The sequence below is a fragment of the Aeromicrobium sp. NPDC092404 genome (assembly GCF_040684095.1).
GTDB lineage: Bacteria > Actinomycetota > Actinomycetes > Propionibacteriales > Nocardioidaceae > Aeromicrobium.
The window spans coordinates 391603-407951 of sequence record NZ_JBFBFI010000001.1 but is presented as its reverse complement, the minus strand read 5'-3'; the positions used below and the strand labels follow the sequence as shown (position 1 = coordinate 407951).

At 69.6% G+C, this 16349-nt stretch carries 13 protein-coding genes; 1 reads left to right on the top strand and 12 read right to left on the bottom strand.

The window, feature by feature from the left end; genetic code table 11:
* Positions 1-29: 29 nt before the first annotated feature.
* Complete coding sequence (locus AB0N22_RS02075) at positions 30-665, bottom strand: MOSC domain-containing protein (RefSeq protein WP_364635407.1); 636 nt, start codon at positions 663-665, stop codon at positions 30-32.
* Positions 666-762: 97 nt separating this feature from the next.
* Positions 763-2613: a translation elongation factor 4 gene (lepA, locus tag AB0N22_RS02070; protein WP_364635404.1), complete on the bottom strand. Its 1851-nt coding sequence runs from the start codon at positions 2611-2613 to the stop codon at positions 763-765.
* 166 nt (positions 2614-2779) lie between these two features.
* Between lepA and rpsT the strand changes: the two genes are divergently transcribed.
* Positions 2780-3040 (top strand): 30S ribosomal protein S20, encoded by a 261-nt coding sequence (gene rpsT / locus AB0N22_RS02065; protein WP_056212949.1) that lies wholly within the window; start codon positions 2780-2782, stop codon positions 3038-3040.
* Between the two features lie 40 nt (positions 3041-3080).
* On the opposite strand, the gene AB0N22_RS02060 is transcribed toward rpsT, so the two are convergent.
* From AB0N22_RS02060 to AB0N22_RS02015, 10 genes are all read right to left on the bottom strand, one after another.
* Positions 3081-4247 carry a DUF418 domain-containing protein gene (locus tag AB0N22_RS02060; protein WP_364635400.1) on the bottom strand — a complete coding sequence of 389 codons (1167 nt, stop codon included), beginning with the start codon at positions 4245-4247 and terminating at the stop codon, positions 3081-3083.
* A complete protein-coding gene (gene holA, locus AB0N22_RS02055; RefSeq protein ID WP_364635397.1) occupies positions 4247-5221 on the bottom strand; it encodes a DNA polymerase III subunit delta in 975 nt (324 codons plus the stop codon). Before holA ends, AB0N22_RS02060 begins: the two co-directional genes overlap by 1 nt.
* A 9-nt stretch (positions 5222-5230) precedes the next feature.
* Entirely contained in the window at positions 5231-7468 is a 2238-nt protein-coding gene (locus tag AB0N22_RS02050; protein WP_364635394.1) for a ComEC/Rec2 family competence protein, read from the bottom strand.
* Positions 7468-8205 carry a helix-hairpin-helix domain-containing protein gene (locus AB0N22_RS02045; RefSeq protein WP_364635392.1) on the bottom strand — a complete coding sequence of 246 codons (738 nt, stop codon included), beginning with the start codon at positions 8203-8205 and terminating at the stop codon, positions 7468-7470. Before AB0N22_RS02045 ends, AB0N22_RS02050 begins: the two co-directional genes overlap by 1 nt.
* 190 nt (positions 8206-8395) lie before the next feature.
* Complete coding sequence (locus tag AB0N22_RS02040; protein WP_364635389.1) at positions 8396-9238, bottom strand: DegV family protein; 843 nt, start codon at positions 9236-9238, stop codon at positions 8396-8398.
* A gap of 56 nt (positions 9239-9294) precedes the next feature.
* The gene (gene leuS / locus AB0N22_RS02035) at positions 9295-12129 is read right to left on the bottom strand and encodes a leucine--tRNA ligase (protein WP_364635386.1); all 2835 of its coding nucleotides are present in this window, start codon (positions 12127-12129) and stop codon (positions 9295-9297) included.
* A gap of 108 nt (positions 12130-12237) precedes the next feature.
* Positions 12238-12486, bottom strand: coding sequence for a hypothetical protein (locus AB0N22_RS02030; protein ID WP_364635383.1), 249 nt, complete (start codon positions 12484-12486; stop codon positions 12238-12240).
* Positions 12487-12495: 9 nt separating this feature from the next.
* Complete coding sequence (locus AB0N22_RS02025; RefSeq protein WP_364635380.1) at positions 12496-14211, bottom strand: sodium:solute symporter family protein; 1716 nt, start codon at positions 14209-14211, stop codon at positions 12496-12498.
* Between the two features lie 115 nt (positions 14212-14326).
* Positions 14327-14998 (bottom strand): TrkA family potassium uptake protein, encoded by a 672-nt coding sequence (locus tag AB0N22_RS02020; protein WP_364635377.1) that lies wholly within the window; start codon positions 14996-14998, stop codon positions 14327-14329.
* Entirely contained in the window at positions 14991-16346 is a 1356-nt protein-coding gene (locus AB0N22_RS02015; protein WP_364635374.1) for a potassium transporter TrkG, read from the bottom strand. Before AB0N22_RS02015 ends, AB0N22_RS02020 begins: the two co-directional genes overlap by 8 nt.
* Between the last annotated feature and the right edge of the window lie 3 nt (positions 16347-16349).

The following is a 16349-nucleotide window of genomic DNA, read 5'->3' as shown; positions in this document are numbered from 1 at the left end:
GGTGCGGATCACCCTAACTTACCTAGGAGTCACGAGGCCGTGGCAGAACTCACAGTCCCCAGCCGTCGAGCCACGAAATCGTCCAGCCGCGGCTCCTCGGCGAGGCGTGGCACGAGGTGCCGCTCGGTGGTCAGGGCCCGGAACACCAACGCGACCGTCAGGTCGTGATCGCGGCGCTCGACGACCTCGATCGGGTCACCGGCGCGGACCGTGCCGGGCTCGACGACCTTGAGGTAGGGCCCGGGCCGGCCCTCGAGCATGAAGCGCTTGACCCACTGCTTCTCACCGAGGAAGCCCTGGAACACCGAGCACGGGATGCGGACACCCGAGACCTCCAGGAGCGCCCCGCCGACCCGCCACCGGTCGCCGGCCCGCGTGGCGTTGAGGTCGATCCCCCGCGTGGTGAGGTTCTCGCCGAACTGTCCCGGCACCAGCTCGCGGCCGAGGATCCCCTGCCACACGTCGAGATCCTCGCGGGCGTAGGCGTACACCGCCTGGATCGGGCCACCGTGGTGCTGCAGGTCGGCGATCTCGTCGTGCCCCACGCCGTACGTGTGCACGTGCACCGCGCGGTCGACCGGACGCTTGTCGATCGCCGTGCGCTTGAGCTGTCCCCACGGGACGTCGACCGTGTGGCCGACATTGACGGACTCGACGAACGACATGGTCAGACCCTATCCGCGCACCGTCCCCGATTTGTGAGGTATCAGGCGTCTCGCCGCCGCGTTGACCCCTGTGCGTCGACGAATCGCGGAGTGGGAGCTACTTGTCGACGTCGCCGGTGGAGAGGGCGGCGATGAAGGCTTCCTGCGGGACCTCGACGCGACCCACCATCTTCATGCGCTTCTTGCCCTCCTTCTGCTTCTCCAGAAGCTTGCGCTTGCGGGAGATGTCGCCGCCGTAGCACTTGGCGAGCACGTCCTTGCGGATCGCGCGGATGTTCTCGCGGGCGATGACCCGGGCGCCGATGGCGGCCTGGATCGGCACCTCGAACTGCTGGCGCGGGATGAGCTCCTTGAGCTTGGACGCCAGCGAGACGCCGTAGGCGTACGCGTTGTCGCGGTGCACGATCGCGCTGAAGGCGTCGACCACCTCGCCCTGCAGCAGCACGTCGACCTTGACCAGGTCGGAGGCCTGCTCGCCGGTCGGTTCGTAGTCGAGCGACGCGTAGCCCTTGGTGCGGCTCTTGAGCGCGTCGAAGAAGTCGAACATGATCTCGCCCATGGGGAGGGTGTACTTGATCTCGACGCGGTCCTCGGACAGGTAGTCCATGCCGATGAGCTGGCCGCGGCGGGCCTGGCAGAGCTCCATGATCGTGCCGATGTAGTCCGTCGGGCTGAGCACCGTGGCGCGGACGACGGGCTCGTAGACCTTGTCGATCTTGCCGTCGGGGTACTCCGACGGGTTGGTGACGAGGTGCTCCTTGCCGTCCTCCATGTCGACGCGGTAGACGACGTTGGGCGCGGTCGAGATCAGCTCGAGGTTGAACTCACGCTCGAGCCGTTCGCGGACGATCTCGAGGTGCAGCAGACCCAGGAAGCCGATGCGGAAGCCGAAGCCGAGCGCGCCGGACGACTCCGGCTCGTAGACGAGGGCGGCGTCGTTGAGCTGCAGCTTCTCGAGCGCGTCGCGCAGCGTCGGGTAGTCGTCTCCGTCCATCGGGTAGAGACCGGCGAAGACCATGGGGTTGGGGTTCTTGTAGCCGCCGAGCGGCTCCGTCGCGCCACGGACGTTGGAGGTCACGGTGTCGCCGACGCGGGACTGGCGGACCTCCTTGACGCCGGTGATGAGGTAGCCGACCTCGCCGACGCCGATCTCCTTGGCCTTGACCGGCTCCGGCGAGATGACACCGACCTCGAGCATCTCGTGGACGGCTCCGGTCGACATCATCTTGATGCGGTCGCGGTGCGAGAGCTTGCCGTCGACGACGCGGACGTACGTCACGACACCTCGGTAGGTGTCGTAGACCGAGTCGAAGATCAGCGCGCGCGGCGGCGCATCGGGGTCGCCCTTGGGCGGAGGCACCTCGTCGACGATGAGGTTGAGCAGCTCCTCGACACCCTGGCCGGTCTTGGCCGAGACCCGCAGGACGTCATCGGGGTCGCCACCGATGATGCCGGCGATCTCCGCGGCGTACTTCTCGGGCTGCGCGCCCGGCAGGTCGATCTTGTTGAGGACCGGGATGATGTCGAGGTCCGCGTCGATCGCGAGGTAGAGGTTCGCCAGGGTCTGCGCCTCGATGCCCTGGGCGGCGTCCACCAGCAGGATCGCGCCTTCGCAGGCCTCGAGGCTGCGGCTGACCTCGTACGTGAAGTCGACGTGCCCGGGGGTGTCGATCATGTTGAGGACGTAGACCGTGCCGGCGTCGTCGCCGCTGGTCTTGGTGAACGGCATGCGTACGGCCTGGCTCTTGATCGTGATGCCGCGCTCGCGCTCGATGTCCATGCGGTCGAGGTACTGGGCCTTCATGTCGCGGCCGTCGACGACACCGGTGTGCTGCAGCATGCGGTCGGCCAACGTCGACTTGCCGTGGTCGATGTGCGCGATGATGCAGAAGTTGCGCAGGACCTGCGGGTCGGTGGCCCCGGGCTGGGGAACGGGGCTGGTGCTCATGATGCGTCCATTGTCCCATCACCCCGGGCATGCTCGTGCCACGCGCCCGCCCTCGCCGGATTTGAGGGGGCGGGGCGTCCACTGATAGAGTTGGCGGTCGCGTGCCCCGGCACGTCCAACCACTTTTCGCAGCATCCACCACATTCGAGAGAAACAGGTTTGCCCCGTGGCGAATATCAAGTCGCAGATCAAGCGCAACCGGCAGAACGAGCTGGCTCGCGAGCGCAACAAGTCCGTGCGCTCGGCCCTCAAGACCGCCGTTCGCCGCTTCGAGGAGGCCGTGACGGCCGGCAACACCGACGACGCCAAGAAGCTCGCCGGCGAGGCCACCAAGAAGCTCGACAAGGCGGCCTCCAAGAAGGTCATCCACAAGAACCAGGCAGCCAACCGCAAGTCGGCCATTGCCAAGAAGGCCGCGTCGCTCTGACGCACGCCCCGAACTGAGCCGCCCCTCGGGGCGGCTTTTTTCATGCCCGGGAGCGCCTGCCCCACACCGACAGGCGGCGCATGAGCCACTCGAGCGGTCCCTTGCCGACGAACCGCTGCCACAGGGCCGCGGCCACGAGCAGCACCACGACCTGCAGCAGCCAGTCGCGGTAGCTGCCCTCGAGCGCGAACGGCCCGGGATCGTTGATCGCGTCGACCCGCAGCCGCCAGGACCAGAGCACGTGGATCGTGTAGAGCGTCAGCGTCATCGCGCCGGCTGCCCGGACGGGCATCAACAGCCGCCGCATCCACGACACCCTGAGCGCGAGGGAGCACAGTCCGACGACGAGGAGCGCCGAGCCGATCGCGCCGAGGACGTTGAGAGGCGTCGACGTGTGCTCGCCGACCTGCAGCAGGTCGTTCCACCTGGCCGGCTCGAACGGCCAGAAGCTCGGGGCGAAGAGCTGGCGCCAACCGATCTCGTAGCGATCGTCGACCAGACCGCCCTCGATCAGCAGCCATCCCGTCGCGAGGGTGGCTGCCACGAGTGCGGCGCCCACGCCCGCGAGCCGTGCCGCGACCGAGGCGCTCCGCAGGTCGAGCCGCCCGACCGCGAGGCCCACGAGGACGTACGCGAACCAGACGGCGGCCGGGTAGGCGCCCCAGACGACGATCTCCATGAACAGGTCGACGGGATGCTCGAGGTCCGACAGCTCGGCCTGCCCCGCCTCGACGGGTGCGTGCTCGATCTTGGCCCACATCACCAGCACCGGGGCCACCGCGACCCAGACTCCGGCCAGCAGCAGCAGCGACCGTGCCGAGAGCCGGCGGAACGGCAGCGCAACCATGATCAGGAGGCCGTAGTAGGCCAGGATGACGAGCATCGGCAGGTCGTCCAGCGAACCCAGGCCGAGTCCGAGGGCGATCAGCAGGACCGCCCGGATCGTCGTGGCCCGCACCGACCCGGCACCACGGGCGTCGCGCTCGTGCACCAGCATGAGCGCGGTCCCCGCCAGCAGCGCGAACAGCGGCGCGGCCCGTCCGCCGAAGATCATGTGGCCCAGTGGCGGGTCCCGGTCGACCCAGAAGGCGGCGAGGTGCACCAGCATCATGCCGAGCAGGGCGAAGCCCCGGGCCAGGTCGACCGCCTCGACGCGCCCCGCACGTGAGGTCGAGGCCGCCTGCGGCTCCCCCACCTGCGTCGCCATCAGTGGCGCCGGCGGGACGCCGCGACCTGGAGCACCATCCGCTCGATGGCATACGCCGGATCGGCCGAACCGCCCTTGACGTCGAGATCGGCCTGAGCCACGGCTCCGAGCGCGTGCGCCAGACCGTCCTGCTCCCACGACCGCAGCTGCTGTCGCATCGAGCGGATCTTGAACGGCGGAGCGCCGATGTGCGCAGCCAGGTCGTTGTCACGCATGCCGTCGGGGGCGCTGGCGAGCTTGGCCAGCGACCGCAGACCGCTCGCGAACGCGCTCGTGATCAGCACGGGAGCGACCTTGGCCGTCTCGGCCCAGCGCGCTGCCTCGAGCGCGACGTTGATGCGGCCGTCGATCGCGGCGTCGGCGATCTCGTAGCCACGCACGTCGGCACGTCCGCCGAAGTACTGACGTACGAGGGAGGCGCTGATCTCCGCGCCCTTGTCGAGGTTGGCGACGAGCTGGTCGGCCGCTCCACCGAGGGCACGGAGATCCTGGCCGACGGCGGCGACGAGAAGCGTCGCCGCCTCTTCGTCGATGCGGGCACCGAGGTCGCGGATCTCGGTGTAGACCCAGCGGGCGTAGTCGCGCTCGTACTTGGGCTGCTCGAGCTTGACCTCGCTGACGCTGCCGAGCTTGCGCAGCTTGTCGAGCAGCCCCTTGCCCTTGGTGCCACCGCCGTGGACCAGCACGACGGCGATGTCGGGCGAGGTCTCGGCGGCGTAGGCGAGCAGCTCGGCCTGGGCGACGTCCGGCAGGTCCTGGAGCTCGGTGAGGACCAGCGCGCTCACGTCGCTGAACAGCGAGGGACTGGTCAGCCCGGCGAGCTCACCGGGCTGCAGCCCGGACGCGGTGGCCTCGGCCACCTGGCAGTCAGGATGCTCAGCGGTGACGGCCTTGACGGCGCGCGCACGGGTGCGATCGGCAAGGAACTCGGCGTTGCCGGTGATGAGCAGGATCTTGCCGAATGCCGAGGCCACGGACACAGACTATCCGCGAGTGACGACGAGAAGCCGACCGTCACGCTCGACGATCGCGATGTCGCCGTCGGTGTCGGTGCGCCACCACCGCATCCCCTGGGCGCGCATCAAGGCGAGGGCCGCGCCGGCGGGGTGCCCGTAGTCGTTGTCCTCCCCGGCACTGATCGTGACGAGCCTCGCCCCGACCGCCTCGAAGAATGCCTCGGACTGCCGGGCGCTGCCGTGGTGCGGCATCTTGAGGACGTCCGCGGCGAGGTCGCGGTCCTCGCGGAGGATGCCCTGCTGGGCGTCCGGCTCGATGTCGCCGGACAGCATCAGGCGGACCCCCCGGACCCGTACGGCCAGCACGACGCTGGCGTCGTTGGCCGCCGACCCCTCACCGCCCGAGGCGCGGACCGGGCCGGTCGCCACCGGCCACACGACCTCGGCCGTGACGTCGCCGATCGTGAAGGACTCCCCCGGCGCCGTGACGTGCCGTGGGATCGCAGCGGCAGCCGGCCCGCCGGTCGGACCCACCGCGACCTGGTCGACCGTCCGCCCGCCCAACACCCCCGGCCAGCCGTCGACGTGGTCGGCGTGTGCATGGGTGAACACCATGAGGCGTACGCGATCGATGTCGAGCCGGTCGAGGCAACGGTCGACAGCCGTCGGGTCCGGGCCGGCGTCGACGACCACGGCTGAACCGTCGCCTGCGGGCAGCACCGTCGCGTCACCCTGCCCCACGTCGCACGCGACCATCACCCATCCGTCGGGCGGCCAACCCGTCTCCGGCGGCCGCCACACGGCCACGAGCAGGCCCGCCGAGAGGCCGATGAACAGGACCGGCCTGGAGGAGACCGCGACGATCGCCGCGGTGGCCACGGGCACCAGCACGAGCAGCCACTGCCACGGCGAGCGCCACTCGAGCGCCGCGGCGTCGAGCGCCGCCGCCCGGTGCCCCACCGTCAGGATCCAGCTGGCACACGCCCCGGCAGCGATGCCCGCGAGGTGTCCGAGCGGCAGCGACACGAGGGCCAGCAGCCCGCCGACGAGACCGGCCACGGTCGCCGGTGCGACGGCGGGTGCCGCGAGCAGGTTCGCGACGACGGCGACGAGGGAGACCTCCCCCGAGAGAGCAGCGATCGCCGGCGTGCACACCAGCTGGGCGGCGATCGGGACGGCGATCGCCAGGGCGCACCACCGTGGCATCCACCGTTCGAGCCGGCGCGCGAGCGGCGGCGCGAGCAGCAGGATCCCGCCCGTCGCCGTGACCGAAAGGATGAAGCCTGCCGATCTGGACAGCCAAGGGTCCAGGAAGAGCAGGCCGACGACGGCCCAGGCGAGCGCGCGAACGCCACCACGCGCGCCGAATCCCAGCGCGGCGACGCCCACAGCCCCCATCGCGGCTGCACGCACGACACTGGGGTCAGGCCGCGCGAGCAGCACGAAGGCGATGATCGACACCGCGGCGAGCATCCAGAGCCCGCGGCGGCGGACGCCCGCCGCCCGACCGACGCCCATCACGACGGCGAGCACGATCGTCAGGTTGGTGCCCGAGACGGCCATCAGGTGCGTGAGACCGGCCCGGCGGAAGTCCTCCTCGACCTTGTCGCTGACCCGGCCGTCGTCGCCGTCGACCAACGCGGGCACGAGAGCCTCCGGCTCGTCGCCGACCGGCGTCACCGCCTGCCGTACGCCCTCTCGCACGTGCTCCGACGCCTCCCACCACCAGGTCGCCCGGTCGGCGGGTCCACGGCTGACGATGTCGATGACGGCGGCCTCGTCCGACGCCTCGGAAGGAGCGAGCCGCCCCGTGGCCGTGAATCGTCGCCCCACCACCAGGTCGCCGGCACCCCCGTCGAGGAAGGCGGTCGCGTGGTCCCGGGTGTCGAGGTCGACATCGCGGCTGACGGCACGCCGGACGAGGACCTCGACGACGACGGACTCGTGCCCATGATGCGTGAACGTGCGCGCGTCGCGACGCACCTCGAGGTCGAGCGTCACCAGACGGCGCTGGACCGCGAGCTCGGCCAGGGGCGAGTGCTCGACCGTCGCCAGGCGCCACGCGGTGGAGGCTGCGACCGCCGCGAGGCAGACCGCGGTGAGCACCCAGACGAGCCCCCGACGCGGGCGCCATCTCGTCAGCCCGGCACCCGCGGTCACGGCGATGACTGCCACCACCACGCCGATGCGCGAACCGGCCGTGACGAGCCACGCAGCCGCGCCCCACGCGACCAGAGCCGGCGGGACCATCCGGAGGTCGTGCATCACACCGAGACGTGGTCGCGCAGCTCAGCGAGCGTGGCGTCGCCGATGCCCTTGACGTCGAGCAGGTCCTCGACGGACCCGAATCGGCCGTTCTCCTCCCTCCAGTCGAGGATCGCCTGCGCGGTGACCGGCCCGACGCCGGGCAGGGTGTCGAGCTGCTCGGCGGTCGCGGTGTTGAGATTGACCGTGGCGCCGGTGCCCGACGCGGGAGAACCGCCGCCGCCTGTGGCCGGCGCGGGGGCCGCTCCCACGGGCTCGAGGCCGACGAGGATCTGCTCGCCGTCCGTCAGGATGCGCGCCATGTTGAGCGATGCGGTGTCAACGCGGCCCTTGAGACCTCCGGCGGCCTCGATCGCCTGATAGACACGCGACCCCTTGGGGAGCGTGACGATGCCGGGCTTGCGGACCTTGCCCACCACGTCGATGATCAGTTCCGGATCGGTGGCCTTGGCGGCACCGGCCGGCGCGCTGGTCTCGGCGAAGGCCAAGGGGGCAGCCGGCTCACTGGTCTCCGGCCGTCCGGACAGCAGCCACCACACCAGCAGCACCGAGGCTGCGACGGCGATCGTGGCCAGGACCCGGACGTGCGGCAGCTCGACGGTGCGGCGCGCGGCAGCCTGCTCCGGCTCGTCGGCCGGCGGCAGCTCGGCGTCGAACGAGGCAGCGAGCTGGGCGAGCCTGCGGCGCGCGATCTCCGCACGCGTCTCGTCGGTGGGAGGGGGAGGTCGCCGCTTCACACGTCGACGCTAGGCAGGGCGGGAGGTGTCGCGCCTGCTCCCGGAGGGAGGCTGTGGACGATGCGCCAAGACGTACGCCCGGTGGAAAACCTCCGACCCCATCCGGGAGCGGTGGGCTGGTCGCCCATCAGCAGGCGTGAGAGGCGACCAGGTCACCGCCGATCGGGCGAATCGGCGACCAGGTCACCGCTCAGCGCGGGGTGACGGTCACGGAGATCATGCCGGGTCCGACGTGAGCGCCGATCGACGCTCCGACCTCGTCGACCCCGATCGTGTCCAGCCCCAAGGCGGCGGCGAGACGCTCGGCGACGGACGTCGCCACACCGGGGCTCGCGAGGTGCTGGACGCCGATGTCGAAACCGTTGTCGCACGCCGTGGCCTTCTCGACGGCCAGCGCCTCGAGCCGGGCGAGCGCCTTGGCCTGGGTGCGTACGCGTTCGAGCGGCACCACGAGGCCGTCCGTGAGCGTGAGGATCGGCTTGACCGCGAGAGCTGAGCCGATCAGGGCGGCGGCGGCGCCCACGCGCCCGCCACGCTTGAGGTACTCGAGCGTGTCGACGTAGAGCAGCACCGTGGAGGACTCACCGGCCCCGCGTGCTGCCTCGGCGACACCCGCCGCGTCCTCGCCGGCATCGCGGGCGCGAGCTGCCCGGCCGGCGGCGAAGCCGGTCGCGATCCCGACCTGGGTCGAGTCGATGCAGGTCACGGGCACCGACGCCTGCTTGGCCGCCAGGATCGCGGAGTCGAGCGTGCCGGACATCTTGGCGCTGAGGTGCACCGAGACGACGGCCTCGGCCCCGTCGGCCGCCAGACGCTCGTACACCGCGAGGAAGTCGTCAGGGGTCGGACGCGAGGTGCTGACCGGCACGAACGACGCGAGTGCCTCGGCGATCATGTCGGCCGTGACGTCGACGCCCTCGGTGTAGGTCTCGGCACCGATGATGACCTGCAGCGGGACCACCGAGATGCCCTCGCGCTCGGCGTCGGCGGGCGACAGCGAGGACGTCGAGTCCGTCACGATGCCGATGGTCATGCGGGAGATCGTATCCGGCCGCCGACGCAGCCACCGGGCGAGTCGCGAAGGGCGACTCACACCACGATGCTGACGAGCTTGGGCGCCCGCACGATGACCTTGCGGATCTCGCGACCGTCGATCGAGCGTACGACGTTGGGCTCGGCGAGTGCGAGCGCGGTGAGCTCGTCGTCCGAGATGTCCGGGCTCACCTCGAGCTTGCCGCGCACCTTGCCCAGCACCTGCACGACGCAGGTCACGGATGCTGCGGAGAGGTGCGCCGGATCCGCGGTCGGGAACGGCGCGTGCGTCAGCGAGTCGGGGTGACCCAGGCGGGACCAGAGCTCCTCGCCCAGGTGCGGGGCGAGGGGCGCGAGCATCAGGACCAACGGCTCGACCGCGGCTCGGCTGCGCACGCCTGCCTTGGTGAGGTGGTTGGTGAGCTCGATCAGCTTGGCGACAGCCGTGTTGAACCGCATGCCCTCCATGTCGCTGCGGACGCCCTCGATCGTGACGTGCAGGACGTGCAGGGTCGCCGCGTCCAGATCGGCGTCGTCGACCAGCAGCTCGCCGCTGTCCTCGTCGACCAGCAGACGCCACACCCGCTGCAGGAAGCGCTGCGCGCCGACGACCGCCCGGGTCTCCCACGGCCGCGAGACGTCCATCGGCCCCATCGACATCTCGTAGACCCGCAGGGTGTCCGCACCGTACGACTCGTACATCTCGTCCGGGGTCACGGCGTTCTTGAGGCTCTTGCCCATCTTGCCGAACTCGCGGGTGACCTGCTCGTCGCCGAACCAGTAGGTCTTCGTGCCCGAGTCGTCGACCCGCTCCTCGACCTCGGCCGCCTCGACGTAGACGCCACGCGCGTCCTTGAACGCGTCCGCCTGGATGTAGCCCTGGTTGAACAGCTTGTGGAACGGCTCCTCGCTCGACACGTGGCCCAGGTCGAACAGCACCTTGTGCCAGAACCGGGCGTAGAGCAGGTGCAGCACCGCGTGCTCGACCCCGCCGACGTACAGGTCGACGCCACCGGTCTCCCCCGGCTTGCGCGGGCCCAGCCAGTAGCGCTCGTTCTCGGGGTCGACGAGCCGTTCTGCGTTGTGCGGGTCGGCGTAGCGCAGCTCGTACCACGACGAACCGGCCCAGTTGGGCATCGTGTTGGTCTCGCGCCGGTAGGTCTTGGGGCCGTCACCGAGGTCGAGCTCGACGTTGACCCACTCCGGCACGCGAGCCAAGGGCGGCTCCGGGTTGCTCTCGGCGTCCTCCGGCTCGTACGTCTTGGGCGAGTAGTCGGGCACCTCGGGCAGCTCGACCGGCAGCATCGAGTCGGGTACGGCGATCGGCTGGTCGAGGTCGTCGTACACGATCGGGAACGGCTCGCCCCAGTAGCGCTGGCGGCTGAACAGCCAGTCGCGGAGGCGGTAGGTAGTCGTGCCCTCCCCGGCCCCGTGCAGCTGGAGCCAGGCGATCACCGCGGCCTTGGCCTCGTCGATCGACATGCCGTCGAGGGCCAGCTCGTCGTTGGTGGAGCCGATGACGACGCCCTGCCCGGTGAAGGCACCCTCGTGCCCCTCGGGCGGCTGCACCGTGTGGACGATCGGCAGCCCGTACGCCTCCGCGAACTCGTGGTCGCGCTCGTCGCCGCCCGGCACCGCCATGATCGCGCCGGTGCCGTAGCCCGTGAGCACGTAGTCGGCGATGAAGACCGGGATGCGCGCCCCGTTGACCGGGTTGGTCGCGTACGCCCCGGTGAAGACGCCGGTCTTCTCCTTGTTCTCCTGGCGCTCGAGATCGGTCTTGGCGGCGGCCATCGTTCGATAGGCCGACACCGCCTCGGCCGGCGTCTCGGCGCCGTTGGTCCACGTGCGAGGCGTCTCGGCCGGCCACGCGTCTGCCGTGAGGTCGTCGACCAGCCCGTGCTCCGGCGCCAGGACCATGTAGGTCGCCCCGAAGATCGTGTCGGGCCGGGTCGTGAACACGTCGATCGGCGTCGCGAGGTCCTCGACGGGGAAGCTGATGCGCGCTCCGTGCGAGCGGCCGATCCAGTTCCGCTGCATGTTCTTGACCGAGTCGGGCCAGTCGACGCGCTCGAGGTCGTCGATGAGGCGGTCGGAGTAGGCCGTGATCCGCATCTTCCACTGACGCAGGTTGCGGGTGAAGACCGGGAAGTTGCCGCGCTCGCTGCGGCCCTCCGCGGTGACCTCCTCGTTGGCGAGCACCGTGCCGAGCCCGGGGCACCAGTTGACCGGGGACTCGTCCACGTACGCCAGGCGGACGGAGTCGATCAGGACGCTCCGCTCGATCGGCGTGAGGTCGGCCCACGCCGTGCCGTCAGGAGCGGTACGGGCGCCGGACTCGTAGTCGGCGCGCAGCTCGCTGATGGGCCGGGCCCGGCCCTGCTCCTGGTCGTACCAGGACTCGAAGATCTGGATGAAGACCCACTGCGTCCACCGCATGAAGTCGGGGTCGATCGTCGCGAAGCTGCGGCGCGGGTCGTGTGCCAGCCCGAGTCGCCGCAGCTGCCGGCGCATGTTGGCGATGTTGGACTCGGTGTTGGTCCGGGGGTGCTCACCGGTCTGCACCGCGTGGATCTCGGCCGGCAGGCCGAACGCGTCGTAGCCGAGGGCGTGCAGGACGTTGTCTCCGCGCATGCGGCGGTAACGGCCCACGACGTCCGTCGCGATGTAGCCGAGCGGGTGGCCGACGTGCAGTCCCGCACCCGAGGGGTACGGGAACATGTCCATGATGAAGAACTTGTCGCCCGTGGCGTCGCCGGCGAGGTCGCCGACGGGGTTGGGCGCCTCGAACGTGCCCTCGGCGGCCCAGCGATCCTGCCACCGCTGCTCGATCTCGCCTGCGAGCGCACTCGTGTAGCGGTAGGAGGCAGGGCTCAGATCAGGCGTGGTCACCGCCCGAATGTTACCGGGCGCGCGGGTCCTCCCCCGCCCCGCCTTGCGTCACACGAGCTGCGGCCCGGGACCCTCACCACGTATGACGCAGGAAGCTGCGGCGATGGTCTACTCCTCGGTGTCGTCGGGGACGATCACGGGACGGAGCCGCGCCCACGCGATGAATCCCACGCCCACCACCAGCATCCCGAGGCCTGCCCACAGGTTGATGTTGAGCCCGTCGCCACGAGCGAGCTCCTCGTCGCTGGCGTTGAAAAGGCCCAGGAGCGTGAGGATCACCCCGTAGAGACCGATCAGTCCACCGATGATGATGCGGATGTCGAACAAGCCGACAGTACGTTTGCCAGGTTCAGCCATGTCGGACTCCTATCGGAAGATGACGTTGAGGACGATGACGATCACGAGCCCGATCCCGGCCAGCTTGGGCGGTGACTGGTACCACGGCAGGTGCACCTCGTCCGGGTCGACGAGGGACTCCTTCGGGGTCAGGGAGTAGACCAGGCCCTTGAGCTCGGACTCGGCCCTCGGCCGGGTGACCATCGTGACGATGACGCTGACCACGATGTCGACGACGAACGCGGCGCCGGCCGCCACGAAGCTGGCGCCCTGGCCGGAGATGCCGAGCACGCCGATGCTGGCGCTGCCGAACGAGTCCTCGCTGAGGAAGGCGACCAGGACCGCTGCGAGCGTGCCGGAGACCAGACCGGTCCAGCCGGCCGTGGCCGTCATGCGCTTCCAGAACATGCCGAGGATGAACGTCGCGAACAGTGGGGCGTTGAAGAACCCGAACAGCGTCTGGAGGTAGTCCATCAGGTTGGAGTAGTTGGACGCGATTCCCGCGGTGCCGATCGCGATGACGGTGGCGGCGACGGTCGCGATGCGGCCGACCCCGGTGTAGTACGAGTCCTCCTCGTCCTTCTTGACGTACTGCTGCCAGAGGTCGTACGAGAACACCGTGTTGAAGGCCGAGATGTTGGCCGCCATGCCGGCCATGAACGACGCCAGCAGGCCGGCGATCGCGATGCCGAGCATGCCGTTGGGCAGCAGGTCGCGCATCAGCAGCAGGATCGCGTCGTTGTACTTCACGTCCCCGGAGGCTTCACCGGCCTTGAGCTTCGCCAGCTCGGGGATGATGATCGCCGCGATGATGCCCGGGATGATGACGATGAAGGGGATGAACATCTTGGGGAACGCGCCGATGATCGGTGCGCGCTTGGCCGCTGAGATCGACTCGGAGGCCATGGCCCGCTGCACCTCGACGAAGTTGGTCGTCCAGTAGCCGAACGACAGGACGAAGCCGAGCCCGAACACCAGGCCGATGACCGACAGGACCGGGTTGTCGATGCCGGTGAGGTCGGTGCCCGGCCACGACGAGAGCTGCTCGCCGGACGAGCCGGCCTGCCCCGCACCCGCCTTGACCTTGTCCTGGATGCCCTGCCAGCCGCCGACCTTGTGGAGCGCGATGATCGTCAGCGGCAGCAGCGCGGCGACGATCACGAAGAACTGCAGCACCTCGTTGTAGATCGCCGCGGACAGTCCACCGAGCGCCGTGTACGACAGCACGACCGCCGCAGCGACCACCAAGGAGATCCAGAGCGACCAGCCGAGGAGCCGGTTGACGATCGTGGCGAGCAGGTAGAGGTTGATGCCCGCGATCAGCAGCTGAGCCACGGCGAAGCTGATGGCGTTGACCAGGTGTGCCCCGGTGCCGAAGCGCTTGCGCATGAACTCCGGCACGCTGCGGACGCCGGAGCCGTAGTAGAACGGCATCATCACGATGCCGAGGAACAGCATCGCGGGCACCGCGCCGACCCAGAAGTAGTGGACCGTCGCCATGCCGTACTCGGCACCGTTGGCGGACATGCCCATGATCTCGACCGCGCCGAGATTGGCCGAGATGAACGCCAGTCCGGTCACCCACGCGGGCAGGGAACGGCCGGACAGGAAGAAGTCGAGGCTCGTCGAGACCTGACGGCGGGCCATGACGCCGATCCCGAGCACGACCACGAAGTAGATCGCGACGATCGTGTAGTCGAAGAAGTCCGCGTCGAGCCTGAACGTGTCGTCGGCGGTGTGCAGCACTGGAGTTCCCCCGTCTTCCCAGGGCGTCACCCGCCCCCCTGGCGGGTTCCCTCCCGGGACGTTACTCCCGGTTCACCTGACCCGCACCCCGACGTCCGTGAGCGGACGCCCGCGGTCAAGGCAGCGCGCAGAAGACCTCGACCTTGTGGGTCGGGCCGGAGACGATGAGCTCGTCCGAGTGAGCGATCGAGGTCTCGGGGCGGGCGTAGGTGAAGTCCTCGCCGCGCGTCTTCACGCCGACGACGGTGATGCCGTACTTCTGGCGCAGCGCCGACTCGGCGAGGGTCTTGCCGCAGGCGACCTGCGGGGTGCGCGTACGGGCGATCGCGAACCCGTCGTCGAACTCGATGTAGTCGGTCATCGTGCCCGTCACCAGGTGCGCCACCCGCTTGCCCATGTCGGACTCCGGGCGTACGACGTGGGTGGCGCCGACGCGCTCGAGGATCGCCGCGTGCTTGCCGCTGATGGCCTTGGCCCAGATCTCGGCGACGCCGAGGTCCGAGAGGCTCAGCACGGTCAGCACGCTGGCCTCGATGTCGGTGCCGATGCCGACCACGGCGCGGCGGAACTGCTCGGCACCGATCTGGCGCAGCGCCTCGGTGTCGGTGCTGTCGGCGGACACCACGTGGGTGAAGTCGCCGGCGAACTTCTGGACGATCTCGGGTCGCTCGTCGACGGCCAGCACCTCGTGCCCGAGCCGTACGAGCGACTTGGCGACGGACGAGCCGAAGCGCCCCAGCCCGATGACCAGGACAGGAGCAGTTGGGGATTCCGCGCTCTTAGCCAATGATCGGTTGCTCCTCGGGAAGGTGATACCTCGGGACATGGCGTCGAAGGACGAACGCGGACGCAGCCGTAATCGTGCCCACTCTGCCCAGGAACATCAAGCCGATCAGCACGATCTGGGCATTGGCCGGCAGGTCGGGAGTGATGCCGGTGCTCAGGCCGACGGTGGCGAACGCCGACGTCGACTCGAACAACGCGGCGTCGAACTCGACGTCGGTCATGAGCATCAGCAGAAGGGTCGTGACGGACACCAGCATCACCGCGAGCAGGGCGATCGTGAGCGCCGACCGCATGACCACGGAGCTGATCGACCGGTTGCCGATCGTGACGTCGGGATCGCCGCGCAGCTCGGCGAGGATCACGTAGGCCAGCAGCAGGAACGTGGTGATCTTGATGCCGCCTGCGGTGCTCGCGCTGCCACCGCCGATGAACATCAGCACGGTGCCGATGTTCAAGGTCTCGGGTCGCACCGCTCCCCAGTCGAAGCTGTTGAGCCCGCCCGAGCGCGGCATGATGCCGCCCTCGATGCCGGACACGATCTTGTGCCAGAACCCGAGACCGCCCAAGGTGTCGGGGTTGCTCCACTCCAGGGCCAGGAACGCCAGCGCGCCGACGATGAGCAGCCCGATCGATCCCCACACCGTCAGCCGGGTGTGGATCGTCCAGCGGTCCGGCGTCCGCCACTCCTGGAACAGCTCGGCCAGCACCGGGAACCCGATCGCGCCGACGAACACCGCGATGCAGATCGGGATGATGATCAGGCCGTCGCCGGCATACCCGGTGAGGCTGTCCCGGTTGAGCGAGAACCCGGCGTTGTTGAAGGCCATGACCGAGTCGAAGACGCCGTGCCACACAGACGTGGACAGGTCGTCGAAGTAATGGGCCCGGTAGCGGATCGTCAGCACCGCGGCGGTGATCGTCTGGAAGAAGATCATGGTCACCGCGACCCGGCGGAACAGCGGGCGGACCTCGCCGAGGCTCACCACGTGCATGTCGGCCTGGGCGACGAGTCGGGTCCGCAGACCGAGTCGCCCACCGATGAACAGGCCCAGGACAGTCGCGAGCGCGATGATGCCGAGGCCGCCGATCTCGACGAGGGCCAGGATGATGCCCTGCCCCACAGGCGACCAGTACGTCCCGGTGTCCACCGTTGCGAGGCCGGTGACGGTCACGGCGGACGTGGAGGTGAAGAACGCCGGCATGAAGCCCGGCGCGTTCTCCCCCGCGCGGGCGAACGGCATCAGCAGCAGGAGCGTCCCGATGACGATCAACGCGAGGAACGTCAGCGGCAGGAGGCGGACGGGATGCGCGATCGCGGCGGGGATCCGGAGGCTCCGAGGCGCGCGCACGCC

Excerpts from the sequence above, each read along its gene's own strand:
- AB0N22_RS02040 (WP_364635389.1), bottom strand. The coding sequence starts at position 9,238 with ATGACCATCGGCATCGTGACGGACTCGACGTCCTCGCTGTCGCCCGCC.
- AB0N22_RS02075 (WP_364635407.1), bottom strand. The coding sequence starts at position 665 with ATGTCGTTCGTCGAGTCCGTCAATGTCGGCCACACGGTCGACGTCCCG.
- AB0N22_RS02050 (WP_364635394.1), bottom strand. The coding sequence starts at position 7,468 with ATGCACGACCTCCGGATGGTCCCGCCGGCTCTGGTCGCGTGGGGCGCG.
- lepA (WP_364635404.1), bottom strand. The coding sequence starts at position 2,613 with ATGAGCACCAGCCCCGTTCCCCAGCCCGGGGCCACCGACCCGCAGGTC.
- AB0N22_RS02060 (WP_364635400.1), bottom strand. The coding sequence starts at position 4,247 with ATGGCGACGCAGGTGGGGGAGCCGCAGGCGGCCTCGACCTCACGTGCG.
- AB0N22_RS02030 (WP_364635383.1), bottom strand. The coding sequence starts at position 12,486 with ATGGCTGAACCTGGCAAACGTACTGTCGGCTTGTTCGACATCCGCATC.